This is a genomic window from Arcobacter aquimarinus (assembly GCF_013177635.1).
In the GTDB taxonomy this organism is placed as follows: Bacteria; Campylobacterota; Campylobacteria; order Campylobacterales; family Arcobacteraceae; genus Aliarcobacter; species Aliarcobacter aquimarinus.
This window is the reverse complement of record NZ_CP030944.1, coordinates 912,114-931,085: the sequence shown is the minus strand read 5'-3', so window position 1 is coordinate 931,085 and position 18,972 is coordinate 912,114. Positions and strand designations below refer to the sequence as shown.

Sequence of the window (18,972 nt, the reverse complement as noted above, 5' to 3'; positions counted from 1 at the left end):
GATTATCTTGCGTAACTTTCTGCTCTTAATTCTCTTATAACATTTACTTTAATTTCACCAGGATATTGTACTTTTTCTTCTATCTCTTTTGCTATTTCAGTTGCTAATAATACTGACTCATCATCATTTACAAGTTCAGATCTTACAATAACTCTTACTTCTCTTCCTGCATTAATTGCATAAGCATTTAAAACACCAAATTTAGTTGTACAGATATTTTCTATCTCTTCAACTCTTTTTAGGAAACTTTCTAATACTTCTCTTCTAGCTCCTGGACGTGCTGCACTTAAAGCATCAGCTGCACAAACAGAAGCACTTTCAACGTTTATTGGCTCTTCATGTCCATGATGAGCATAAATTGCATTTATAACTGTGTCACACTCATCATATCTTTTACAAATTTCAGCACCTAAATGTACATGAGAACCTGGTGCTTCATGAGTTAAAGCTTTTCCTATATCATGTAAAAGTCCTGCACGTCTTGCTAATATTGCATCTCCACCCATTTGAGCTGCTAAAAGTCCAGCTAAATGAGAAACTTCTAAAGTATGAGCTAAGGCATTTTGACCATAACTTGCTCTATATCTTAATCTTCCAACAAGTTTGATAAGTTCAGGATGCATTGATTTTATACCTAATTCTAAAACAACATCTTCACCTTCTTTTTGAATATTTTTATCAAACTCAAATTTAACTTTTTTATAAATTTCTTCAATACGTGCTGGTTGAATTCGTCCATCTTCAAGTAATTGCTGAATAGTTTTTGTAGCAACAGCACGTCTATAAAGATTAAAAGAAGAAATAGTTATATTATTTGGAGTATCATCAATAATAATATCAACACCTAAAAGCATCTCAAGAGCTTTTATATTACGTCCTTCTTTACCAATAATTTTACCTTTTGTCTCTTCATCATTTAAAGGTATATTATTTATTAATCTTTCAGCTGCAAATTCACCTGCATATCTAGTAACTGCATGTGAAAGCATATTATTGATTTCATTTTTTGTATTTTGTTCTGCTATTTTATATTTTTTTCTAAAAATTGAAGAAATTTCAGCTCTTGAATCCTCTTTTACTTTTTTAAGCATTAACTCTCTAGCTTCTTCTTCTGTCAATCCAGAAGCATTTTCTAGTATTTTTATTGCTTCTAAATTTTTCTCTTCATAACTCTTTTTTTGTAATTCTAATCCCTCTTTTAAAGCAGTAATTTGTCTATTTTTTTCTATTATTTGTTCTTTTTCAGATTTTATAATCTTTAATTCTGATTCTAAATGTTCGTTTAACTCTCTCTCTTTTTTTTCAATTTTAGAAAGCATAATTTCATAATCTTTTCTTGCGTTTTTAAACTCCCTATCACACTCAATCTTAGCTCTTAATTGAGCATCTTTTAAAGCTACTTCTGCTTCATGTTCAATAACTTTTGCTTTTGCTTTTGCTTGTTCAATAAAGACTTCAAATTTTGCTTTATCTAATTTTTTTACAACAAAGATACTAATTGCAGAACTTAAAATTCCTACAATAACACTCACTATCACATATTCCATATTCAAAACCCTTAATTTGTAATTATATAATCAGCTTGAATATCGTAATTATCAGATAGAACCTTTTCACTTTTACAAAGCACTAATTGAGTAAAAATTATTGTTGGTTTATAACTTAATCTATCAAAAAATCTGTCATACATACCTTTTCCATAACCTATTCTTTTATAAACAGCATCAACTCCTACAACAGGAACTATAGCCAAATCTAATTTTCTAGGTTTAAAAGAAGAGTTATTAGGCTCTTTTATTCCAAATCTTTTTTTATACAAAGGAAGTCTATATTTAACTATTTTAAAACTATCCCCTTGCATAAATGGTACATAAACATTTTTTTTTGTCTTTCTTAAATTAAGTATCAAAGGTTTTATATCAACTTCTATACCCAAAGGTATATAAAGTAAAATATTTTTTGATTCACTAACTTTTATAAATTTTTCTAATTTTTTTACAATAACTTTATTTTTATAATACTTTGAAAAAAGACCTATAAATTCTAATTTCTTTATACACGATTTTCTAAAATCACCTTTGTGATTGTTTTCCATATTTAAGCCTCACTTAGGTAGAATTTCTACCCAACAAATAATTTTACCCAAAGGAATTAAAATGCAGTTTAAAACTTTAGCATTTTTATCTATTTTATCTATTTTATTCTTTGCAGGGTGTGATTCTAAAGATAAAAATGAAGATACAAATGAGACTAAAATTGAAAAAATTGAAAGAAAAACTGAGTTTCAATTAAAAACAACTAATAACACCATTGTTGATTTGAAATTAGAAGATGAAAAAATTGTTTTAAAAGATTATCCAAATAAAATTGTTTTATTAAACTTCTTTGCAACATGGTGTCCTCCTTGTAGGGCTGAAATTCCTAGTTTAATAAAGCTTCAAGATGATTATAAAAATGATTTTGTAGTAATTTCTGTACTCCTTGAAGAGATGAAAAGCAATGAAGAAATTTTAGATTTTATAAAAAATTTTGAAATAAATTATACTGTTACAACATCAAGTGAAAATTTTGATTTAGCCAAAAGTTTAGGTGGTATAAAATCAATTCCTACGATGTTTTTGATTGATAAAGATGGAAATATATTTCAAAAATATGTAGGATTAGTTCCAGCTGAAATGATGGAAATAGATATTAAAAAAGTTTTAGAAAAATAAGGGTAAAAAATGTTTAGTTTTTTTAAGAAAAAAAAAGAAGAAAATAATGAATTAATAAAAGAAAAAATTTTAGAAGAAAATTCTTCAATTGATAATTCATACGCTAATCCTGTTGAAATAAAAGAACAAGAAATAGAAATTGAACAAAAAAACGAAGAACAAGAAGAAAAAAAGAGTTTCTTTTCTAGAGCATTAGAAAAAACATTTGCAACAATAAAAACAGTTGTTCCTCAGAAAAAAGAAAAAATCTCTTTTGATGATATTGAAGAACTTTTAATTGAAGCAGATATGGAGTATGAAATTATAGAAAAAGCAATGAATGGTCTTCCTAGCGAAATAACAAGGAAACAATTACGTCATAGACTTGTAATGCTTTTTGAACACGCTCCTGATGTTGATTTATCAAATTTGCCAAAACCTTTTGTAAGACTTATTATTGGAGTTAATGGTGCTGGAAAAACAACAACTATTGCTAAACTTGCAAATAAATCAAAAAAAGATGGTAAATCTGTAATTTTAGGAGCTGGTGATACTTTTAGGGCTGCTGCTATTGAACAACTTTCAACTTGGGCAAATAAACTTGATGTTCCAATTATCAAAACTAAACAAGGTCATGATGCAAGTGCTGTTGCTTATGATACGATAAGTGCAGCAATTGCAAGAAATATTGATAATGTAATTATTGATACAGCAGGAAGATTACAAACTCAAACAAATTTAAATAATGAGCTAAAAAAAATTGTAAAAGTATGTTCAAAAGCTATGGAAAATGCACCACATCAAAAACTTATGATACTTGATGGAACACAAGGGAATAGTGCTATTGCTCAAGCAAAAGCATTTCATGAAATGGTAGGAATAGATGGAATAATTGTTACTAAACTTGATGGAACTGCAAAAGGTGGAGCTTTATTTTCTATCTCAAATCAACTTGAACTTCCTATTTTTTATGTTGGAATTGGTGAAAAACAAGATGATTTAATAGAATTCTCACCTGAAAATTTTGTCGATAGTTTATTAGATGAAATCTATACATCTGAAGAAAAATAAAAGGATTTACTTTGAGAGCAAAAACAAAAAATTTCTTTGAAGATTTTTTAATACTTTTAGTTATAGCTATAATTATATATGCTGTTTATTCATTTTTCTTTTCATCAGAAGAAGAGCAAACACAAATAACAAATTCTCCTGTAATTATTGAAAAAGAAGATAAAAAAGAGAATGAAGAAAACAAAGAATCAATTATAAAACCTTTAGAAGAGAGTTTAGAAAAAAACATAGAAGAATCTCCACAAGAAATTAAGATTGAAGAAGAGATTCAAACTTCTCAAACTCCTGAAATTTCTGAAATTAAAAATGAAGTAGAAGTTAAAATTGAAGAAAAACCTGAATTAAAAGAAGAAGTTATTGATGAAAAAGCAAAAATTGAAAAGTTTTATCAATCAATTAGAGAAAAAATCTATTCAAATATAGAAAAAAATACAGATAAATCTGCTTTAAAATCGGGTGAATTTATAAATATAAGAGTTACTATTTTAAAAGATGGAAGATTTGAACAATTAACTCTTACAGAAGGTAAAAAAGAGTATTTTGAATTGATAAAAACTTCTGTTTATAAAGCTTTTCCTGTACAAATAAATGAAGATATAAAAAATAGTTTTCCTAGATATTTTAGAATGAAAATAGAATTCTAAATCAAATAGTTATAAACCACCTACACTTAGGTTTATAACTATCTTTATTTATCATAAAACTCCACTCGATTTTTACCATTTTGTTTTGCTTTATACATCGCCATATCAGAATATTTTAATAAATTTTTTAAATCTTGTGCATCTTTTGGAAATAAAGATATACCTATACTACATCCTACATTTATCTCATGATTTTTTATAAAAATAGGTTTGTTTATATTTTCAATAATTTTATTAGCAATTATTTCTAAATCTATCTCTTCATTAGAATATTTGATTATAATAGCAAACTCATCTCCACCTATTCTAAAAACAAAATCTTCATTTCTTAAAGTATCTTTGAATATTTTTGCAACCTCTTTTAATAGCAAATCTCCAATATCATGACCTAAAGTATCATTTACATTTTTAAAACCATCTAAATCTATAAAATATAAAGCAAATTTTTTTTCTTTTTCTAAACACTCATGAATATACTCATTGACTTTTTTTTCTAAACTTCTTCTATTTGGTAATAAAGTTAAGTTATCATGATGAGCAATAAATTCAACTTTTTCTTGTTGTTTTACATAATCAGTCACATTTAATTTAATAGCTAAATAACCTGTTAATTCATCATCATTAAAAATAGGTGTAATTGATGCTGTTTCATAATAAATATCTCCAAATTTATTAACATTAACAAATTCTCCTGACCACTTTTCACCTTTATCAAGAATATCATTCATATTTTTGTAAAAATCACTTGGAAGTCTTCCTGATTTTAAAATATGAGGATTTTTTCCTAAAACATCTTCTCTTCTATAACCTGTAACCTTTTCAAATGACTCATTTACATAAATAATATTTCTATTTATATCTGTCATAACTATAGAATTATCACTATTTTCAACTGCATATTTGAATGCTTTTAGTTCCTTTTTAATTCTTACAGATTTTATATAATTTAAAATTGAAATTATCAAAAAAACAACTGAAATAAGAAATAATAAAATAGCAATATTAAGTTGTTTATCGATACTTTTGTCATATTCTTGATGTAACTTAGATTCAATAAGTTCTAATTTATTTTTAACATCTATTTCCAAAAGTTGAGATTTTATATTATTTAAATTTAATAATTCGTTTATAGTAGAATTATATTTTTTAAAAAGAAAATGAAAATCACTTTTATCATATTTTAAAGAGAGTTGTTTTAGATTCTCTACATTTTCTTCTAATACTTGTTTATCAAAATCTATATTTACGAAAAGTTTAAATAAAAGAGATAAAGAATTATCTAATAAAACACCATCTTTTATATCTATATTTTGAGTTAATTTCATATTTTTAATTAATTCTATAATGTAATTAAATGAACCTATAATAGCTGAATTGTTTGATTTGAAACGTTCCAAATATTGATGTTTTTCTTTCCATTTATAATTTAAATCATAAACTAAATTTTTTAACTCTAAGTCATAATCTCCATAAAACTCTTTATTATTTAATTTTTGTAGTAATTCATATTTTAAATTTATTTTTTCTACAACTCCATCATAATTTATAAAAGTAGCTTTGTTATTAATCAAAGATTCAAACTCATTATCTAAGATTTTTATACTATTTATAGTTATTGAATAATCATTAAAACTTTTTATTTTATGATTTATTTTTGTTAAATTATAAATAAATAAAATTAGCACCATTATAAATAAAAATAAAAAAAACATCACAGAATCAAAATATTTTATGATTCTATTAAAAACCTTATTCATAGTATTTCAAATCTCCAGTTAAAGATTTTAGAAATAAAACAATTTTTTTTGCTTCTTCTTCACTTAAAGATTTTCCCAATTGATAATGTGCCATAAATTTAACAACATCCTCTAACTCTTCAATTCTTCCATCATGTAAATAAGGTGAAGTTAACTCTATATTTCTTAATGTTGGAACTTTAAAATAGTATTTATCTAATTCATTTTTTGTTACTTCATATCTTCCTTTTGAATCACTTTGAAGTTCTGAAATAAGTCCAAATTTAGCATATAAATTTCCTCCTACATTAACTCCATGATGACATGCTATACAACCTTGATTTTTAAAAAGTTCATATCCTTGTTTTTGTTCTTTTGAAATTGCATTTTTATCACCTCTTAAATATTTATCAAAAGGAGAATTTGGAGTAATTAGAGTTTTTTGAAATTGTGCTAAAGAGTCTGTAATATTATTTTTTGTAACTCCATCTTTATATATTTTTCTAAATTTTTCTTTGTATTCTGTATTATTGAGTATTTTAATTATCTCTTCAAAAGTATGTGCCATTTCAACTTCATTTGTAATTGGTCCTTGGACTTGTTCTTGAAGATTTTTTGCACGTCCATCCCAAAATTGAACAAAATTAAAAGTTGAATTAAAAACTGTAGGAGAATTCATATTTCCCACTTTTCCATCAACTCCAAAAGAAAATTGTAAATTATCATCTCCACCTTGCTCTAAAATATGGCAACTGTGGCAAGATATAGTATTATCTTTAGATAAAATTGGATCAAAAAATAACTCTTTTCCCAAATTTGCTTTTTCTTTATCAAAATCAATTTCTAAAGGAATAGGAGTAATAGGTTCTTTTGAAAATAATATAACATTAAAAAATAAAATGAAAATAATTTTTAGCAAGATAATACCTATATAGTAATTTTGTCCGATAATTATATAATAAAATTATTTAATAAATAATTTATTCTAATGTTAACATTAATTTTTTATAGGGTTTTTCCCAACAACAATTATGAGATTCATTAAGATAACTAAAAGTTATTTTATTTTTATTTATGAACTTTGAATAATATGATAAAAATATATCTTTTGGAATTATTTTATCATTATTTCCTATTAAATGATATTGTTCTATGTTTTCTAAATCTTTTGTAAAGTCTGCTGGATTTAAAGATTCTGTTAATTTTGAGATATTGTGAAAAGTTGTCCATTTTTGTATATCTAAATTTCCTGCTATAGTTATTAATCTTTTTATATCATCTCTTTTAGCACCTAATAAAGTAACTATTGCTCCACCACCTGAATGACCTATTAGAGTAAAATCACTATTTTCATACCTGTTTTTTAAAATATCCAAACTCTCATCAAAACTTTTTAATACTTCTGGACTAAATCTATGACTTGTCCAATATTTTTTTTCACAAATACCAAAATTAAGATACTGACAAGGACGAGCTAAATATATTTTACACTCATTTTCATCTTCATTTATAATTTTTAATATTGTAGAATTTATAGGAGTTGGATCACTTGAAATAGTTCTTCTATTTATCCATGCTAGTCCATCACCTTCTATATAAACATGCAAACTCTTATTCTTACAAGTAATATCTTTTTTTTGAAGAGAAAAAATAGAAAAATATGAAGTTTGGATATTAACTTGTTCAAAACCTTTCTCTTTTGATGATATTAAAACTAAGTTTTTTCTCTCACTTGGTGTTGGTATATTTTTTGTACATGAAATAAAAAATAATGAAAGAAAAACAAATATTAAATATTTCATAAGGTTATTTTAACAATAACTCCATCTCTTTTGCAACAGCTTTTCTTTTTGCAAGATCTATTAAAGCATCTTTTGCTTCTTCAAAAGTAGCTTTTTTTTCAGGGATATATTTTTCAATATATAAAATTTGAGTTCCCACATCTTTAAGATTAACTTTTACAATATCACCCTCTTTTTTACCTTTTAATGCCTCTTTTATTTGTAAACTTAATTTATTTTCATCAACTAAAGGAGTTAAACCATTATTTTGTTTTGTTGCAACATCATTTGAAACTGATCTTACATATTTAATAAAACTATCTTTTTTTTCTGTTTTGTTTTTTATTTCATTTAACATACCAATTATTCTATCCGCATTATTTTCATAAGAAACCAAAATATTTCTTAATTCATATTTAGCTACTGTTCTTGGTTTTTCTATTTTATAAAGTTCATTTAATTCATTTGTTGTAGGTTTATAACTTTGTAAAAATTTATTTGTCCAAATATCAACTATTAACATATTTTTTGCAACTTCTAAATCAACATCATCTTTCATTACACTTGCTTCTAAAACTTGTGCTAGATTTTTCAGTTTTAAATACTCTTTTATTAATGCATCTTTTGATTGTTGATTCTGCTTTGAAAAATCAGCTTTATACTTCATTAATGAATATGAAGAAATCTCATTAGCATTTAAATTCATGCTAATAAATAGACTTATTAAACCACTACAAACTACTTTATACATTATTTTTTTCCTTTTATATTAAAAACTAACTCCAAAAGTTACGCTACCTGAATAAGCTTCAAATTTTCCATCTTTACTTCTGTCATAATCTACATCGAATATTAAACTTGTAGAGTCTGAAATTTTAGTTTCAACTCCTAAACCTAAATTAAACATTGTATCATTCATATCAGGAACCGGTGTTACAAACTTATTTCCACCACCAACAAACTGGGCTTTAACATCAGGTTTATTATCTCCAAATGAGTTGTAAACACTTGCAGAGAATTGAGGAATTATTAATGTATCATCAAACTCTATATTTGTTACAAGTTTTGCCCCTAATTCAGCAGTTCCTCTGTTTAGTTTTATACTATCAACTTTTAAAGCATCATTTTGATAAGTTGAACCTTTTTCAGTATAACCTTTTTGATTTAATAAACTATACTCTAAAGAAGCAAACGGAGTTAAAGAAATCCCATCATTTAATGGTATTTTATAGCCTGTCTCAACTTTTGCTGAAATTTGGTCCGAATTTACACTTGAATTTAATTTTCCTGAATTTGCTGTTCTTGTAGCATCTGTTTTATGCTTACCATAAGATAAATATCCATCAACATAAGCATCTCCTATCTCTTGAGATGAATAAAGCGTAGCTTGAACACTTGTAGTATCTGAATCATCTGTTCTTAAACCATCTTGTTTAGTTTTTGTAGTAGAATATGAAAGTGCTACTCCAAAAATAGTTCCATCATTTGTAATTTTATCCATTCCACCAACAAAACCATAAGTTGAAGTATCAAAACCATCATACTCTTTTATTCTATCTTGTGTAGCTTTTGAAGCCATTGCTTTTAGCCAAAAAGAAGTATCAAAAGTATAATAATCTCCTGAAGATAATCCTAAATAATCATAAGTATTTGGTGTAAAGTTATTTTCTTGAGTAACTCTTATATCTGATAATCTTCCTTTAATTGTAGATGCTGATAAGTTTGTTGCTGTTATTGTACTTTGTATATTTGAATTATTAGCAGTAGGAGTTAATAATCTTTGCATTTTTATCATCTCTTGCTTTTTAGCTTCACTTAAATTTGTTCCACCATCAAAATATTCCATTTCACGAATAATATCAGCTAAAGCACCTTCTCTGTTTTTTTCATTTGCATATCCTGCAAGTGATTGAGAAGCACCATTTGAATAATCTTTTCCTATTTCAGATTTTTCTATATATAAATCTTCAGGATTAAATGACCCTCCACTTGTTCTATCCGCAAATAAAGTAAGATTTGTTCCATCTTTTGTAACAATTGAATCTATAATACTATTATCACTAACTAAACCATTTTTTTCTGTTCCATAATAATCTGTAGTTATAGAAGAAGCTTTAATCAAGTTATATTTTCCAGCACCTTCCCAAGTTCCATCATAATCAATATGAATTTTTGCATCATTTGCCATATTTAAACTTTGAGCTGTTATACTTCCTGAGTTTCCATTTTCAACAGCTTGACCGGCACTTATATCTGTTGTATAAACTTTAAAGTTTAAAGTTGAATTTGATGCTATATCTAAATTATTAGCTACAGTGACATTATAATCACTAACATTTAAAACAGAATCTTTTCTAAGATTTAAATTTCCACCAAATGTTATATCTTCTTTAATATTTAATGTTGTTTTATTAGAACTATTTCCAATAGTTGTATTCAAAGCATATACATTTTTATCTATATCTTGATTATAAATATTTGAAGCATCTCCAGTTGAAGCAAAAGTAACATTATTAAGTTTTTTTGATGAAGTTCCTATATCATCATACAAAATAGTCGTTCCTAAATATTCTAAATCACCAAAACCATCTGTTGATGTAGTAATAATAGCTCCTGTTGTAGCTGAATTTGAATTTCTTTTTACATAATTTTCATCTACAATTTGTACTTTACCATTTGAAGAAAGATTTAAACTATCCATTACATAAATATTATCTTCAAATTTAACTGTTTCATTTAATGCACCTGCATTTATAGTTTTAAAAGTATCATTTGTCCCATTTTCACTTCCTAAACTTCCTTTTATAATTGAAGTTCCATTAAATGCAAGGGTTGCATTTTTGGCATTTGTAAATTGAATTTCTGTTGCTCCTGTAGTAATATTTACATCATCTCCAATTTCAAGTGTTCCTGATTTAGAGTTAAAATTTACAGTTCCTTTAAAACCTTCAGCATTTGAATTTAAACTATTATCTCCATTTAAAACAACTTTTCCATCATCAGAATAATTTATTATTGAAGCATAAACCATATCATTAAAAGTAACTGTGTGATTATTTGCACCAGCTGTTATACTTTCTAAGTTATTACTGTTTGTTCCAACTTCTCCTGTTACTGTTGAACTTCCTAAAAAGACTACATTACCACTATTTGCACTATCAGTTGAAATAACTAATCCCGTTGATGTTTTTGTTATATTTGCATTATTTGCTAATGTTAAAGTTGCATTATTTCTAAGATTTATAATCTCAGCAAAAATTTCTCTATGTGCTAATAATCCTTGAGTTATAACTGTTCCATTTCCATCTTTATCTTGCTCATTTTCACTATTTACATTAAGTTCTTTTATTGCAAAATCAGCACTTCCAATGATTCCATTAATAACACCATCACCTTTAAAATTTAAAATTCCTGTATTATTTGCTAAAGTTTCAACTGAACCTAATATCCCTTTTCCATCAGATACATTTATATTTGCATCATTACCTGCAAAATAAATATTTCCAGTTAAGCCTTGATTTAAATTTGCCGTTCCATTTCCACTAAATACTATATTTGTAGTTGTTGTCCCTGATATAGTATTAAAATTAACTACTCCAGAAGTGATATTTGTAGTTGTTGCAAACACATCACTACTAAATGTTGAATCTGAACCTGTCGCTCCTGCGTTTATCTCTTTCAATCTATTTGCATCTGTACCTACTGTTCCACTTACTATTGAGCTTCCATTTAAAGTCAATGTTCCTGTTGGTGTTGTACTACTACTATTTATTATTGAAGAGTCTATATTTTTATTATCTGCTAATACTACTGTTCCATCTGCGTTATATCTTATTGACGTACCTTTATAATCTCCATTTAGGTTTACTCTTCCTGTTCCTTCTACATCTAAATTTGTTGCAAACACATCACTACTAAATGTTGAATCTGAACCATTAGCTCCTGCGTTTATTTCTGCTAATTTTAAAGTATCTGTACCTATTTGTCCCGTTACTGTTTGTGTTCCACCTGATAGAGTTAAAATACCCTTATTATCATGTGAAGTTGTTATTGTCGAAGTTATATTTTTATCATTTGAAAGTATCAATGTTGAGCTATTTGTTATTGTATTATTCAATACTGTACTATTTGCAAACACATCTCCATTTACAGTTGTTGTTGAATAGTTTATTAAACTTCCTGATTCTCCTATATTTAAAACATTTATTGAATCACCAAAAATTCCTATATTTCCTGTGACTAATTGCGCTTTTCCACTATTATCACCTACAAAAGTTATAGTTCCTTGATTCGAAGTTATTGCATCTATATTTCCAGTTAAATTACCTTCAAATTTAATCTCTCCTGCTCCTACATTTGTAGTTGTTGCAAACACATCACTATTAAATGTTGAATTTGAACCTGTCGCTCCTGCGTTTATCTCTTTTAACGATGCTCCATCTGCTCCTACATTTCCACTTACTGTTGAGCTTCCATTTAAAGTCAATGTTCCTGTATTTGTTGTTCCAGTTGTTATTGCTGAGTTTACATCACTTCCATCTGCTAATACTACTGTTCCATCTGCGTTATATCTTATTGACGTACCTTTATAATCTCCATTTAGGTTTACTCTTCCTGTTCCTTCTACATCTAAATTTGTTGCAAACACATCACTATTAAATGTTGAATTTGAACCTGTCGCTCCTGCGTTTATCTCTTTTAACGATGCTCCATCTGCTCCTACATTTCCACTTACTGTTGAGCTTCCATTTAAAGTCAATGTTCCTGTACTATCTACTCCTGAGTTATTTATTATTGAAGAATTTACATCACTTCCATCTGCTAATACTACTGTTCCATCTGCGTTATATCTTATTGACGTACCTTTATAATCTCCATTTAGGTTTACTCTTCCTGTTCCTTCTACATCTAAATTTGTTGCAAACACATCACTATTAAATGTTGAATCTGAACCATTCGCTCCTGCGTTTATCTCTTTCAATCTATTTACATCTGTACCTACTGTTCCACTTACTATTGAACTTCCTTCTAATGTCAATGTTCCTGTTGGTGTTGTACTACTATTATTTATTATTGAAGAGTCTATATTTTTATTATCTGCTAATACTACTGTTCCATCTGCGTTATATCTTATTGACGTACCTTTATAATCTCCATTTAGGTTTACTCTTCCTGTTCCTTCTACATCTAAATTTGTTGCAAACACATCACTACTAAATGTTGAATCTGAACCATTAGCTCCTGCGTTTATTTCTGCTAATTTTAAAGTATCTGTACCTATTTGTCCCGTTACTGTTTGTGTTCCACCTGATAGAGTTAAAATACCCTTATTATCATGTGAAGTTGTTATTGTCGAAGTTATATTTTTATCATTTGAAAGTATCAATGTTGAGCTATTTGTTATTGTATTATTCAATACTGTACTATTTGCAAACACATCTCCATTTACAGTTGTTGTTGAATAGTTTATTAAACTTCCTGATTCTCCTATATTTAAAACATTTATTGAATCACCAAAAATTCCTATATTTCCTGTAACTAATTGCGCTTTTCCACTATTATCACCTACAAAAGTTATAGTTCCTTGATTCGAAGTTATTGCATCTATATTTCCAGTTAAATTACCTTCAAATTTAATCTCTCCTGCTCCTACATTTGTAGTTGTTGCAAACACATCACTATTAAATGTTGAATTTGAACCTGTCGCTCCTGCGTTTATCTCTTTTAACGATGCTCCATCTGCTCCTACATTTCCACTTACTGTTGAGCTTCCATTTAAAGTCAATGTTCCTGTATTTGTTGTTCCAGTTGTTATTGCTGAGTTTACATCACTTCCATCTGCTAATACTACTGTTCCATCTGCGTTATATCTTATTGACGTACCTTTATAATCTCCATTTAGGTTTACTCTTCCTGTTCCTTCTACATCTAAATTTGTTGCAAACACATCACTATTAAATGTTGAATTTGAACCTGTCGCTCCTGCGTTTATCTCTTTTAACGATGCTCCATCTGCTCCTACATTTCCACTTACTGTTGAGCTTCCATTTAAAGTCAATGTTCCTGTACTATCTACTCCTGAGTTATTTATTATTGAAGAATTTACATCACTTCCATCTGCTAATACTACTGTTCCATCTGCGTTATATCTTATTGACGTACCTTTATAATCTCCATTTAGGTTTACTCTTCCTGTTCCTTCTACATCTAAATTTGTTGCAAACACATCACTATTAAATGTTGAATCTGAACCATTCGCTCCTGCGTTTATTTCTGCTAATTTTAAAGTATCTGTACCTATTTGTCCCGTTACTGTTTGTGTTCCACCTGATAGAGTTAAAATACCCTTATTATCATGTGAAGTTGTTATTGTCGAAGTTATATTTTTATCATTTGAAAGTATCAATGTTGAGCTATTTGTTATTGTATTATTCAATACTGTACTATTTGCAAACACATCTCCATTTACAGTTGTTGTTGAAATTGTAGTTAAATCGCCTACACTTAAAGAATTTAAAAAGTTTGAACTATTCCCTATATTTCCATTTATATTATTTATTCCTACAGTTGTAATATTTCCATCACCTGAATTAGTATTAGTAATATTTCCAGAAAAATTTGAATTTAAAATAATACTACCATCTTGGCTAAAATTTAAATTTCCTGCTCCTGAAGATAAAGAAACATTGCTTCCAAAAGTTGCCGTATCAGTAGTATCAACTTCTATTGAACCTGCTGTAACTGTTCCATTGAAATCTATACTTCCATCTATTTTTATGTTTCCATCTTCTATATTTGTTGAACCTGAAACAGTATTTGAACCCTCAAAAATTAAATTAGCTTTATAATTATTTGATACTACAGTTGTTAAAGTTTGTGTTGGAATACCAGGATTATCAGCAATATAACCAGGAGGAGTTATATTTGCACTATAAAAAGTTGTACTATTTTTTGAAATACTTCCAGAACTCGCTCCTGAAGCAAAAGTTAAATTTAATTCTAAAGGGACAAAATCTTCTTTTCCTAAATAATATCTAGCTGGATAAACAGTAGGAGTAGTTTCAGCTGCTGCAAATGTTGGATCTGTATAAGAACTATTTGCCCAAGAAGTGGGTTTAAAAACCACAGGATTCGTATCATTTTCAATTCTTGTAGTATTTACACTTCCACCATTAACAGCTTTTTCTACTGTAATAGGATTTGTTCCTCCTAATGGAGTTGTTGTAGAATCAGAAACTGTAGATTGTACATCAGTAAAATAATCAACAGCATAACTATTTACACTTCCAAAAACTAAGGCACTACCTATTAAAGAAATAGATAGACTTAATCCTATTTTACCACCCTTTAAAATACGAAATCTCGTATCTATAACTCTAAATGAATTCATTTTTAGAGTTCTCCTTAATTTTTCAATACATCATAATTGTATTTATTTTATCCAATTATTCCAAAATATTATATGAATAAATTTTAATTATAAAAAAAACTATTTATTTTTCTAAAATATCGCTCTATTCCCTCAAAAGAGTGACTTCCTCCCTCTTCTATTATAAGTTCTGTTTCTTCAAGTTTTAAAGCAGCTTCATTAAAATCTAAAACCTCATCTTCTTCTTGCAATAAAGTAATAAAATTTTCTGGATTCTTTAAAAAATTCACTTCATAATTCTTTAAAGATTTTATATGTTCATTAGTAAATTCAAATCTTGAATTATCATAATAATTTGTTACAAATTCAACACCTTCATATCTATGTAAAGTTCCCCATGGATTAACAGCTGGATTTATTAAAACTGCTTTTAAATCATACTTATTTGCTAAATAAAGTGCATAAAAACCACCAAGAGAGGAACCTACTAAATAAACTGGTTCATCTTTATTTAAAGAAAATTCTATTATTTGTTCTAAAGTATCAATTGCTAAATTTGGAATAGTAGAAAGTGAAATTGTTATTATTTCATCTTCAAAATACTCTTTAAATTTTTGTGGTTTTGAACCAAAACCACTACTTGCGAATCCGTGAATATATATTATCATTTTATTTTTTCCAATTTTTTATTATATAATTGCAATACTACAATAAAAGGCTTGACAATGAAATTATTTCCAAAAATTATTTTCACTTCTTTTTTAGCTTTAAATCTAAATGCAGAAGTTTTTTCAGTTTTTATAGAAAATGATGTAATAAATGGGGAAGATAAACACTACACAAATGGAGTTTATTTTAGTTATTTAACTAACAAAGATACAAATGATTCTTCAAAATATAACAATAGTTTTTTTGATTTAATTTCTAAAATTCCTACTTTTAACAATGATACAAAATATCAAACACTAGGAATGACCTATTCTCATCTTGCATTTACTCCTGATAACTTGGATAAAAAAGAGAAAATTATAGGTGATTTACCTTATGCAGGAGTTGCAACTTTAGATTTTATTTTATATAAGTGGGAAGAAGATTTTTTTCACAAATATGTAATAACCTTAGGTGCTGTTGGAGGAAGTACAAATACAGATAATTTTCAAAAGTCTTTCCATAATGCAATAGGAGGAAAAGAACCAAAAGGTTGGAATAATCAATTAAAAGATGATTTTTTGTATAACTTCTCTTATGATTATGGTTATAAAGCCTTTAAATATGATTTTTCTTATGGAAAAATGGATTTAACAAATAACTTTAAAATAGATGTAGGAAACTATAATAGAGCTTTAATGTTTGGCTCTATGATAAGATATGGAAATAATTATCCAAATAATTTTAATACTGTTGGAAAATTTTTAGGAGTAAATGAAAACAAACTTCTAAATCTTGATTCTAAACCTAACAAAAACTTAGGTTGGTCACTATCTTATGGTTTAGCATACTCTTATACTGATTATTTTTATGTTTCAAATTATGATAAATCTTATCAATTAGACAAATTAAAAGATACTATTGTTCAAGTTGTATCACTAGATACCTATTTAGAAAATTTTGTTTTATCTCTTAGCTTTAAAAATTCTAAATTTGTAAGAATTAACGGAAAAAGTGAAAGAGAAAATTGGGGAGGGATAAATATTGCTTATTTATTTTAAATAAGCAATATCTTCTCTTAAAGCGTTTCTACAAGCTTTATCTACTAGATTAAAGATATCATCTATTTTATCTTTTAAACTATTTTTTTTATGCCCTTTAACTTTAAAAAAACTTATATTTAATTTATCTACTTTTTCAAAAAATTCTTTATATAACTCATGATTATTCATAAGTTTTCCAGAAGATGAATGAAAATTATTTTTTTCTAGCTTTTCTCTTCTATCTTGTAAACCTATAATATTTTGACAATCTGTATAAACTTCAATAATTATATTTTTATCATCTAGTTCATCTAATGCCCAAAGTAAAGTTTGGAGTTCAAGTTTTGTAGAAGATGTATTTTCAAATTTTTTTATTTTTATGTTTTTTTTCATCTCTTCAAAAGAGATATTTTTTTCTTCCAAAAGAAGAAAGCTTCCAAAACCTATCTTTTTTTGAGGATTTACACTTGAATCTGTGAATAGTTTTATTTTTTTCATTTAAGATTGTATTGTAATTCATATTACAAAGTGTAATATTTTATTAAGCATAATTCTTTTTTCATTATAATAACAACATAAAACAGCTAGGAAATAAAATGGCAAAAAAGAAAATATCACTTTTTGAGTGTCAACATTGTGGAGAACAATCTACAAAGTGGCTTGGAAAATGTCCAAACTGCGGTTCATGGGATTCATTCATAGAATTGAATCAAGAACAACAAGAAGTTTTAAAACACTCATCAAAAATCATAAATACAAGTTCAAAAGCAAAACCCATAACACAAATAGTTCAAGATGATGTTACAAGATTTTCTTCATTTAATGATGAATTTGATTTAGTTTTAGGAGGAGGAATTGTTCCTGGAAGTTTAACTTTAATAGGAGGAAGTCCAGGAGTTGGAAAATCAACTCTTTTACTGAAAGTTGCTGGAAGTATCTCAAAATCAGGTAAAAAAGTACTTTATGTTTCAGGTGAAGAGAGTGCTGGACAAATAAAACTAAGGGCGAATAGACTTGAAGCAAATCATGATGAACTTTTTTTATTAAGTGAAATAAAACTTGAAGAGATTCAAGATGAACTTTTGAGACAAAATTATGAAGTAGTAATTATCGACTCTATTCAAACTATTTATTCATCAAATCTAACATCAGCACCAGGAAGTGTTTCTCAGGTACGTGAAATTACTTTTGAGTTAATGAGAAAAGCAAAAGAGTCAAATATTGCTATGTTTATAATTGGACATATCACAAAAGATGGAAGTATTGCAGGTCCAAGAGTTTTAGAACACATGGTTGATACTGTTTTGTATTTTGAAGGAGAAGCAAGTAGAGAACTTAGGATGCTTCGAGGTTTTAAAAACCGTTTTGGTTCAACTAGTGAAATTGGTATTTTTGAGATGACAGCAGAAGGACTTATAAGTGCAAAAGATATAGCTTCAAAATTTTTTGATAAAAGTAAAGCCCAAAGTGGTTCTGCTCTTACAGTTGTTATGGAGGGAAGTCGTGCTATAATTTTGGAAGTTCAAGCACTTGTAACTGAAAGCACTTATCCAAATCCAAAAAGAAGTGCCACTGGATTTGACGCAAATAGACTTACCATGCTTTTAGCTTTACTTGAAAAAAAGATAGATTTACCACTAAATAATTATGATGTTTTTATAAACATAAGTGGCGGAATAAAAATTAAAGAAAGTAGTGCTGATTTAGCTGTAATTGCTGCAATTATTTCCTCTTTTAGAGATAGACCTATTTCGAAAGAGTCAGCATTTATAGGTGAAGTTTCCCTAACTGGTGAAATAAAAGATGTTTATTCTATTGATTTAAGATTAAAAGAGGCACAAGCTCAAGGCATGAAAAAAGCTGTAATTGCCCAAAAAACAAATCTGAAACTTGATATTAAGACTTTTGCAGTTGATGAAGTTTCTAAAATGATTGAATTATTTTAGAATGTATGTGTCTTTAAAATGATAGAACTATTTTAGTTCTA

Annotated in this window: 14 protein-coding genes; 5 read left to right on the top strand and 9 right to left on the bottom strand. The window is 27.2% G+C overall.

What is annotated here, in order from left to right:
- Positions 1 to 2: 2 nt before the first annotated feature.
- Complete coding sequence (rny, locus tag AAQM_RS04615) at positions 3 to 1,547, bottom strand: ribonuclease Y (RefSeq protein WP_129094608.1); 1,545 nt, start codon at positions 1,545 to 1,547, stop codon at positions 3 to 5.
- Positions 1,548 to 1,558: 11 nt separating this feature from the next.
- Positions 1,559 to 2,095 carry a 5-formyltetrahydrofolate cyclo-ligase gene (locus AAQM_RS04610; protein ID WP_129094607.1) on the bottom strand — a complete coding sequence of 179 codons (537 nt, stop codon included), beginning with the start codon at positions 2,093 to 2,095 and terminating at the stop codon, positions 1,559 to 1,561.
- A 61-nt stretch (positions 2,096 to 2,156) separates the two neighbouring features.
- On the opposite strand from AAQM_RS04610, the gene AAQM_RS04605 reads away from it, so the two are divergent.
- From AAQM_RS04605 to AAQM_RS04595, 3 genes are read left to right on the top strand one after another with little or no spacing between them, the layout of a single operon-like run.
- Complete coding sequence (locus AAQM_RS04605; RefSeq protein ID WP_129094606.1) at positions 2,157 to 2,714, top strand: TlpA family protein disulfide reductase; 558 nt, start codon at positions 2,157 to 2,159, stop codon at positions 2,712 to 2,714.
- Positions 2,715 to 2,723: 9 nt separating this feature from the next.
- Complete coding sequence (ftsY, locus tag AAQM_RS04600) at positions 2,724 to 3,764, top strand: signal recognition particle-docking protein FtsY (protein ID WP_129094605.1); 1,041 nt, start codon at positions 2,724 to 2,726, stop codon at positions 3,762 to 3,764.
- Between the two features lie 11 nt (positions 3,765 to 3,775).
- On the top strand, positions 3,776 to 4,408 hold the full coding sequence (locus tag AAQM_RS04595; protein ID WP_129094604.1) for a hypothetical protein: 633 nt from the start codon (positions 3,776 to 3,778) through the stop codon (positions 4,406 to 4,408).
- 44 nt (positions 4,409 to 4,452) lie between these two features.
- On the opposite strand, the gene AAQM_RS04590 is transcribed toward AAQM_RS04595, so the two are convergent.
- From AAQM_RS04590 to AAQM_RS04565, 6 genes are all read right to left on the bottom strand, one after another.
- Positions 4,453 to 6,165 carry a diguanylate cyclase domain-containing protein gene (locus AAQM_RS04590; RefSeq protein ID WP_129094603.1) on the bottom strand — a complete coding sequence of 571 codons (1,713 nt, stop codon included), beginning with the start codon at positions 6,163 to 6,165 and terminating at the stop codon, positions 4,453 to 4,455.
- Positions 6,158 to 7,066 carry a cytochrome-c peroxidase gene (locus tag AAQM_RS04585; protein WP_412784085.1) on the bottom strand — a complete coding sequence of 303 codons (909 nt, stop codon included), beginning with the start codon at positions 7,064 to 7,066 and terminating at the stop codon, positions 6,158 to 6,160. The genes AAQM_RS04590 and AAQM_RS04585 overlap by 8 nt, the downstream gene beginning before the upstream one ends.
- Positions 7,067 to 7,124: 58 nt before the next feature.
- Positions 7,125 to 7,946 (bottom strand): serine aminopeptidase domain-containing protein, encoded by an 822-nt coding sequence (locus tag AAQM_RS04580; protein WP_129094601.1) that lies wholly within the window; start codon positions 7,944 to 7,946, stop codon positions 7,125 to 7,127.
- A 4-nt stretch (positions 7,947 to 7,950) separates the two neighbouring features.
- The gene (locus AAQM_RS04575) at positions 7,951 to 8,676 is read right to left on the bottom strand and encodes a peptidylprolyl isomerase (RefSeq protein ID WP_129094600.1); all 726 of its coding nucleotides are present in this window, start codon (positions 8,674 to 8,676) and stop codon (positions 7,951 to 7,953) included.
- A gap of 18 nt (positions 8,677 to 8,694) precedes the next feature.
- A complete protein-coding gene (locus AAQM_RS04570; protein WP_171920657.1) occupies positions 8,695 to 15,315 on the bottom strand; it encodes an autotransporter domain-containing protein in 6,621 nt (2,206 codons plus the stop codon).
- Positions 15,316 to 15,398: 83 nt separating this feature from the next.
- Positions 15,399 to 15,962 (bottom strand): YqiA/YcfP family alpha/beta fold hydrolase, encoded by a 564-nt coding sequence (locus tag AAQM_RS04565; protein ID WP_129095571.1) that lies wholly within the window; start codon positions 15,960 to 15,962, stop codon positions 15,399 to 15,401.
- A 57-nt stretch (positions 15,963 to 16,019) separates the two neighbouring features.
- On the opposite strand from AAQM_RS04565, the gene AAQM_RS04560 reads away from it, so the two are divergent.
- On the top strand, positions 16,020 to 17,003 hold the full coding sequence (locus AAQM_RS04560) for a lipid A deacylase LpxR family protein (protein ID WP_129095572.1): 984 nt from the start codon (positions 16,020 to 16,022) through the stop codon (positions 17,001 to 17,003).
- Here the strand turns inward: AAQM_RS04560 and AAQM_RS04555 are convergent.
- Positions 16,995 to 17,483: a ribonuclease HI gene (locus AAQM_RS04555; protein WP_129095573.1), complete on the bottom strand. Its 489-nt coding sequence runs from the start codon at positions 17,481 to 17,483 to the stop codon at positions 16,995 to 16,997. The genes AAQM_RS04560 and AAQM_RS04555 overlap by 9 nt on opposite strands.
- Before the next feature lie 98 nt (positions 17,484 to 17,581).
- On the opposite strand from AAQM_RS04555, the gene radA reads away from it, so the two are divergent.
- The gene (radA, locus tag AAQM_RS04550) at positions 17,582 to 18,931 is read left to right on the top strand and encodes a DNA repair protein RadA (RefSeq protein ID WP_129095574.1); all 1,350 of its coding nucleotides are present in this window, start codon (positions 17,582 to 17,584) and stop codon (positions 18,929 to 18,931) included.
- Positions 18,932 to 18,972: the final 41 nt, after the last annotated feature.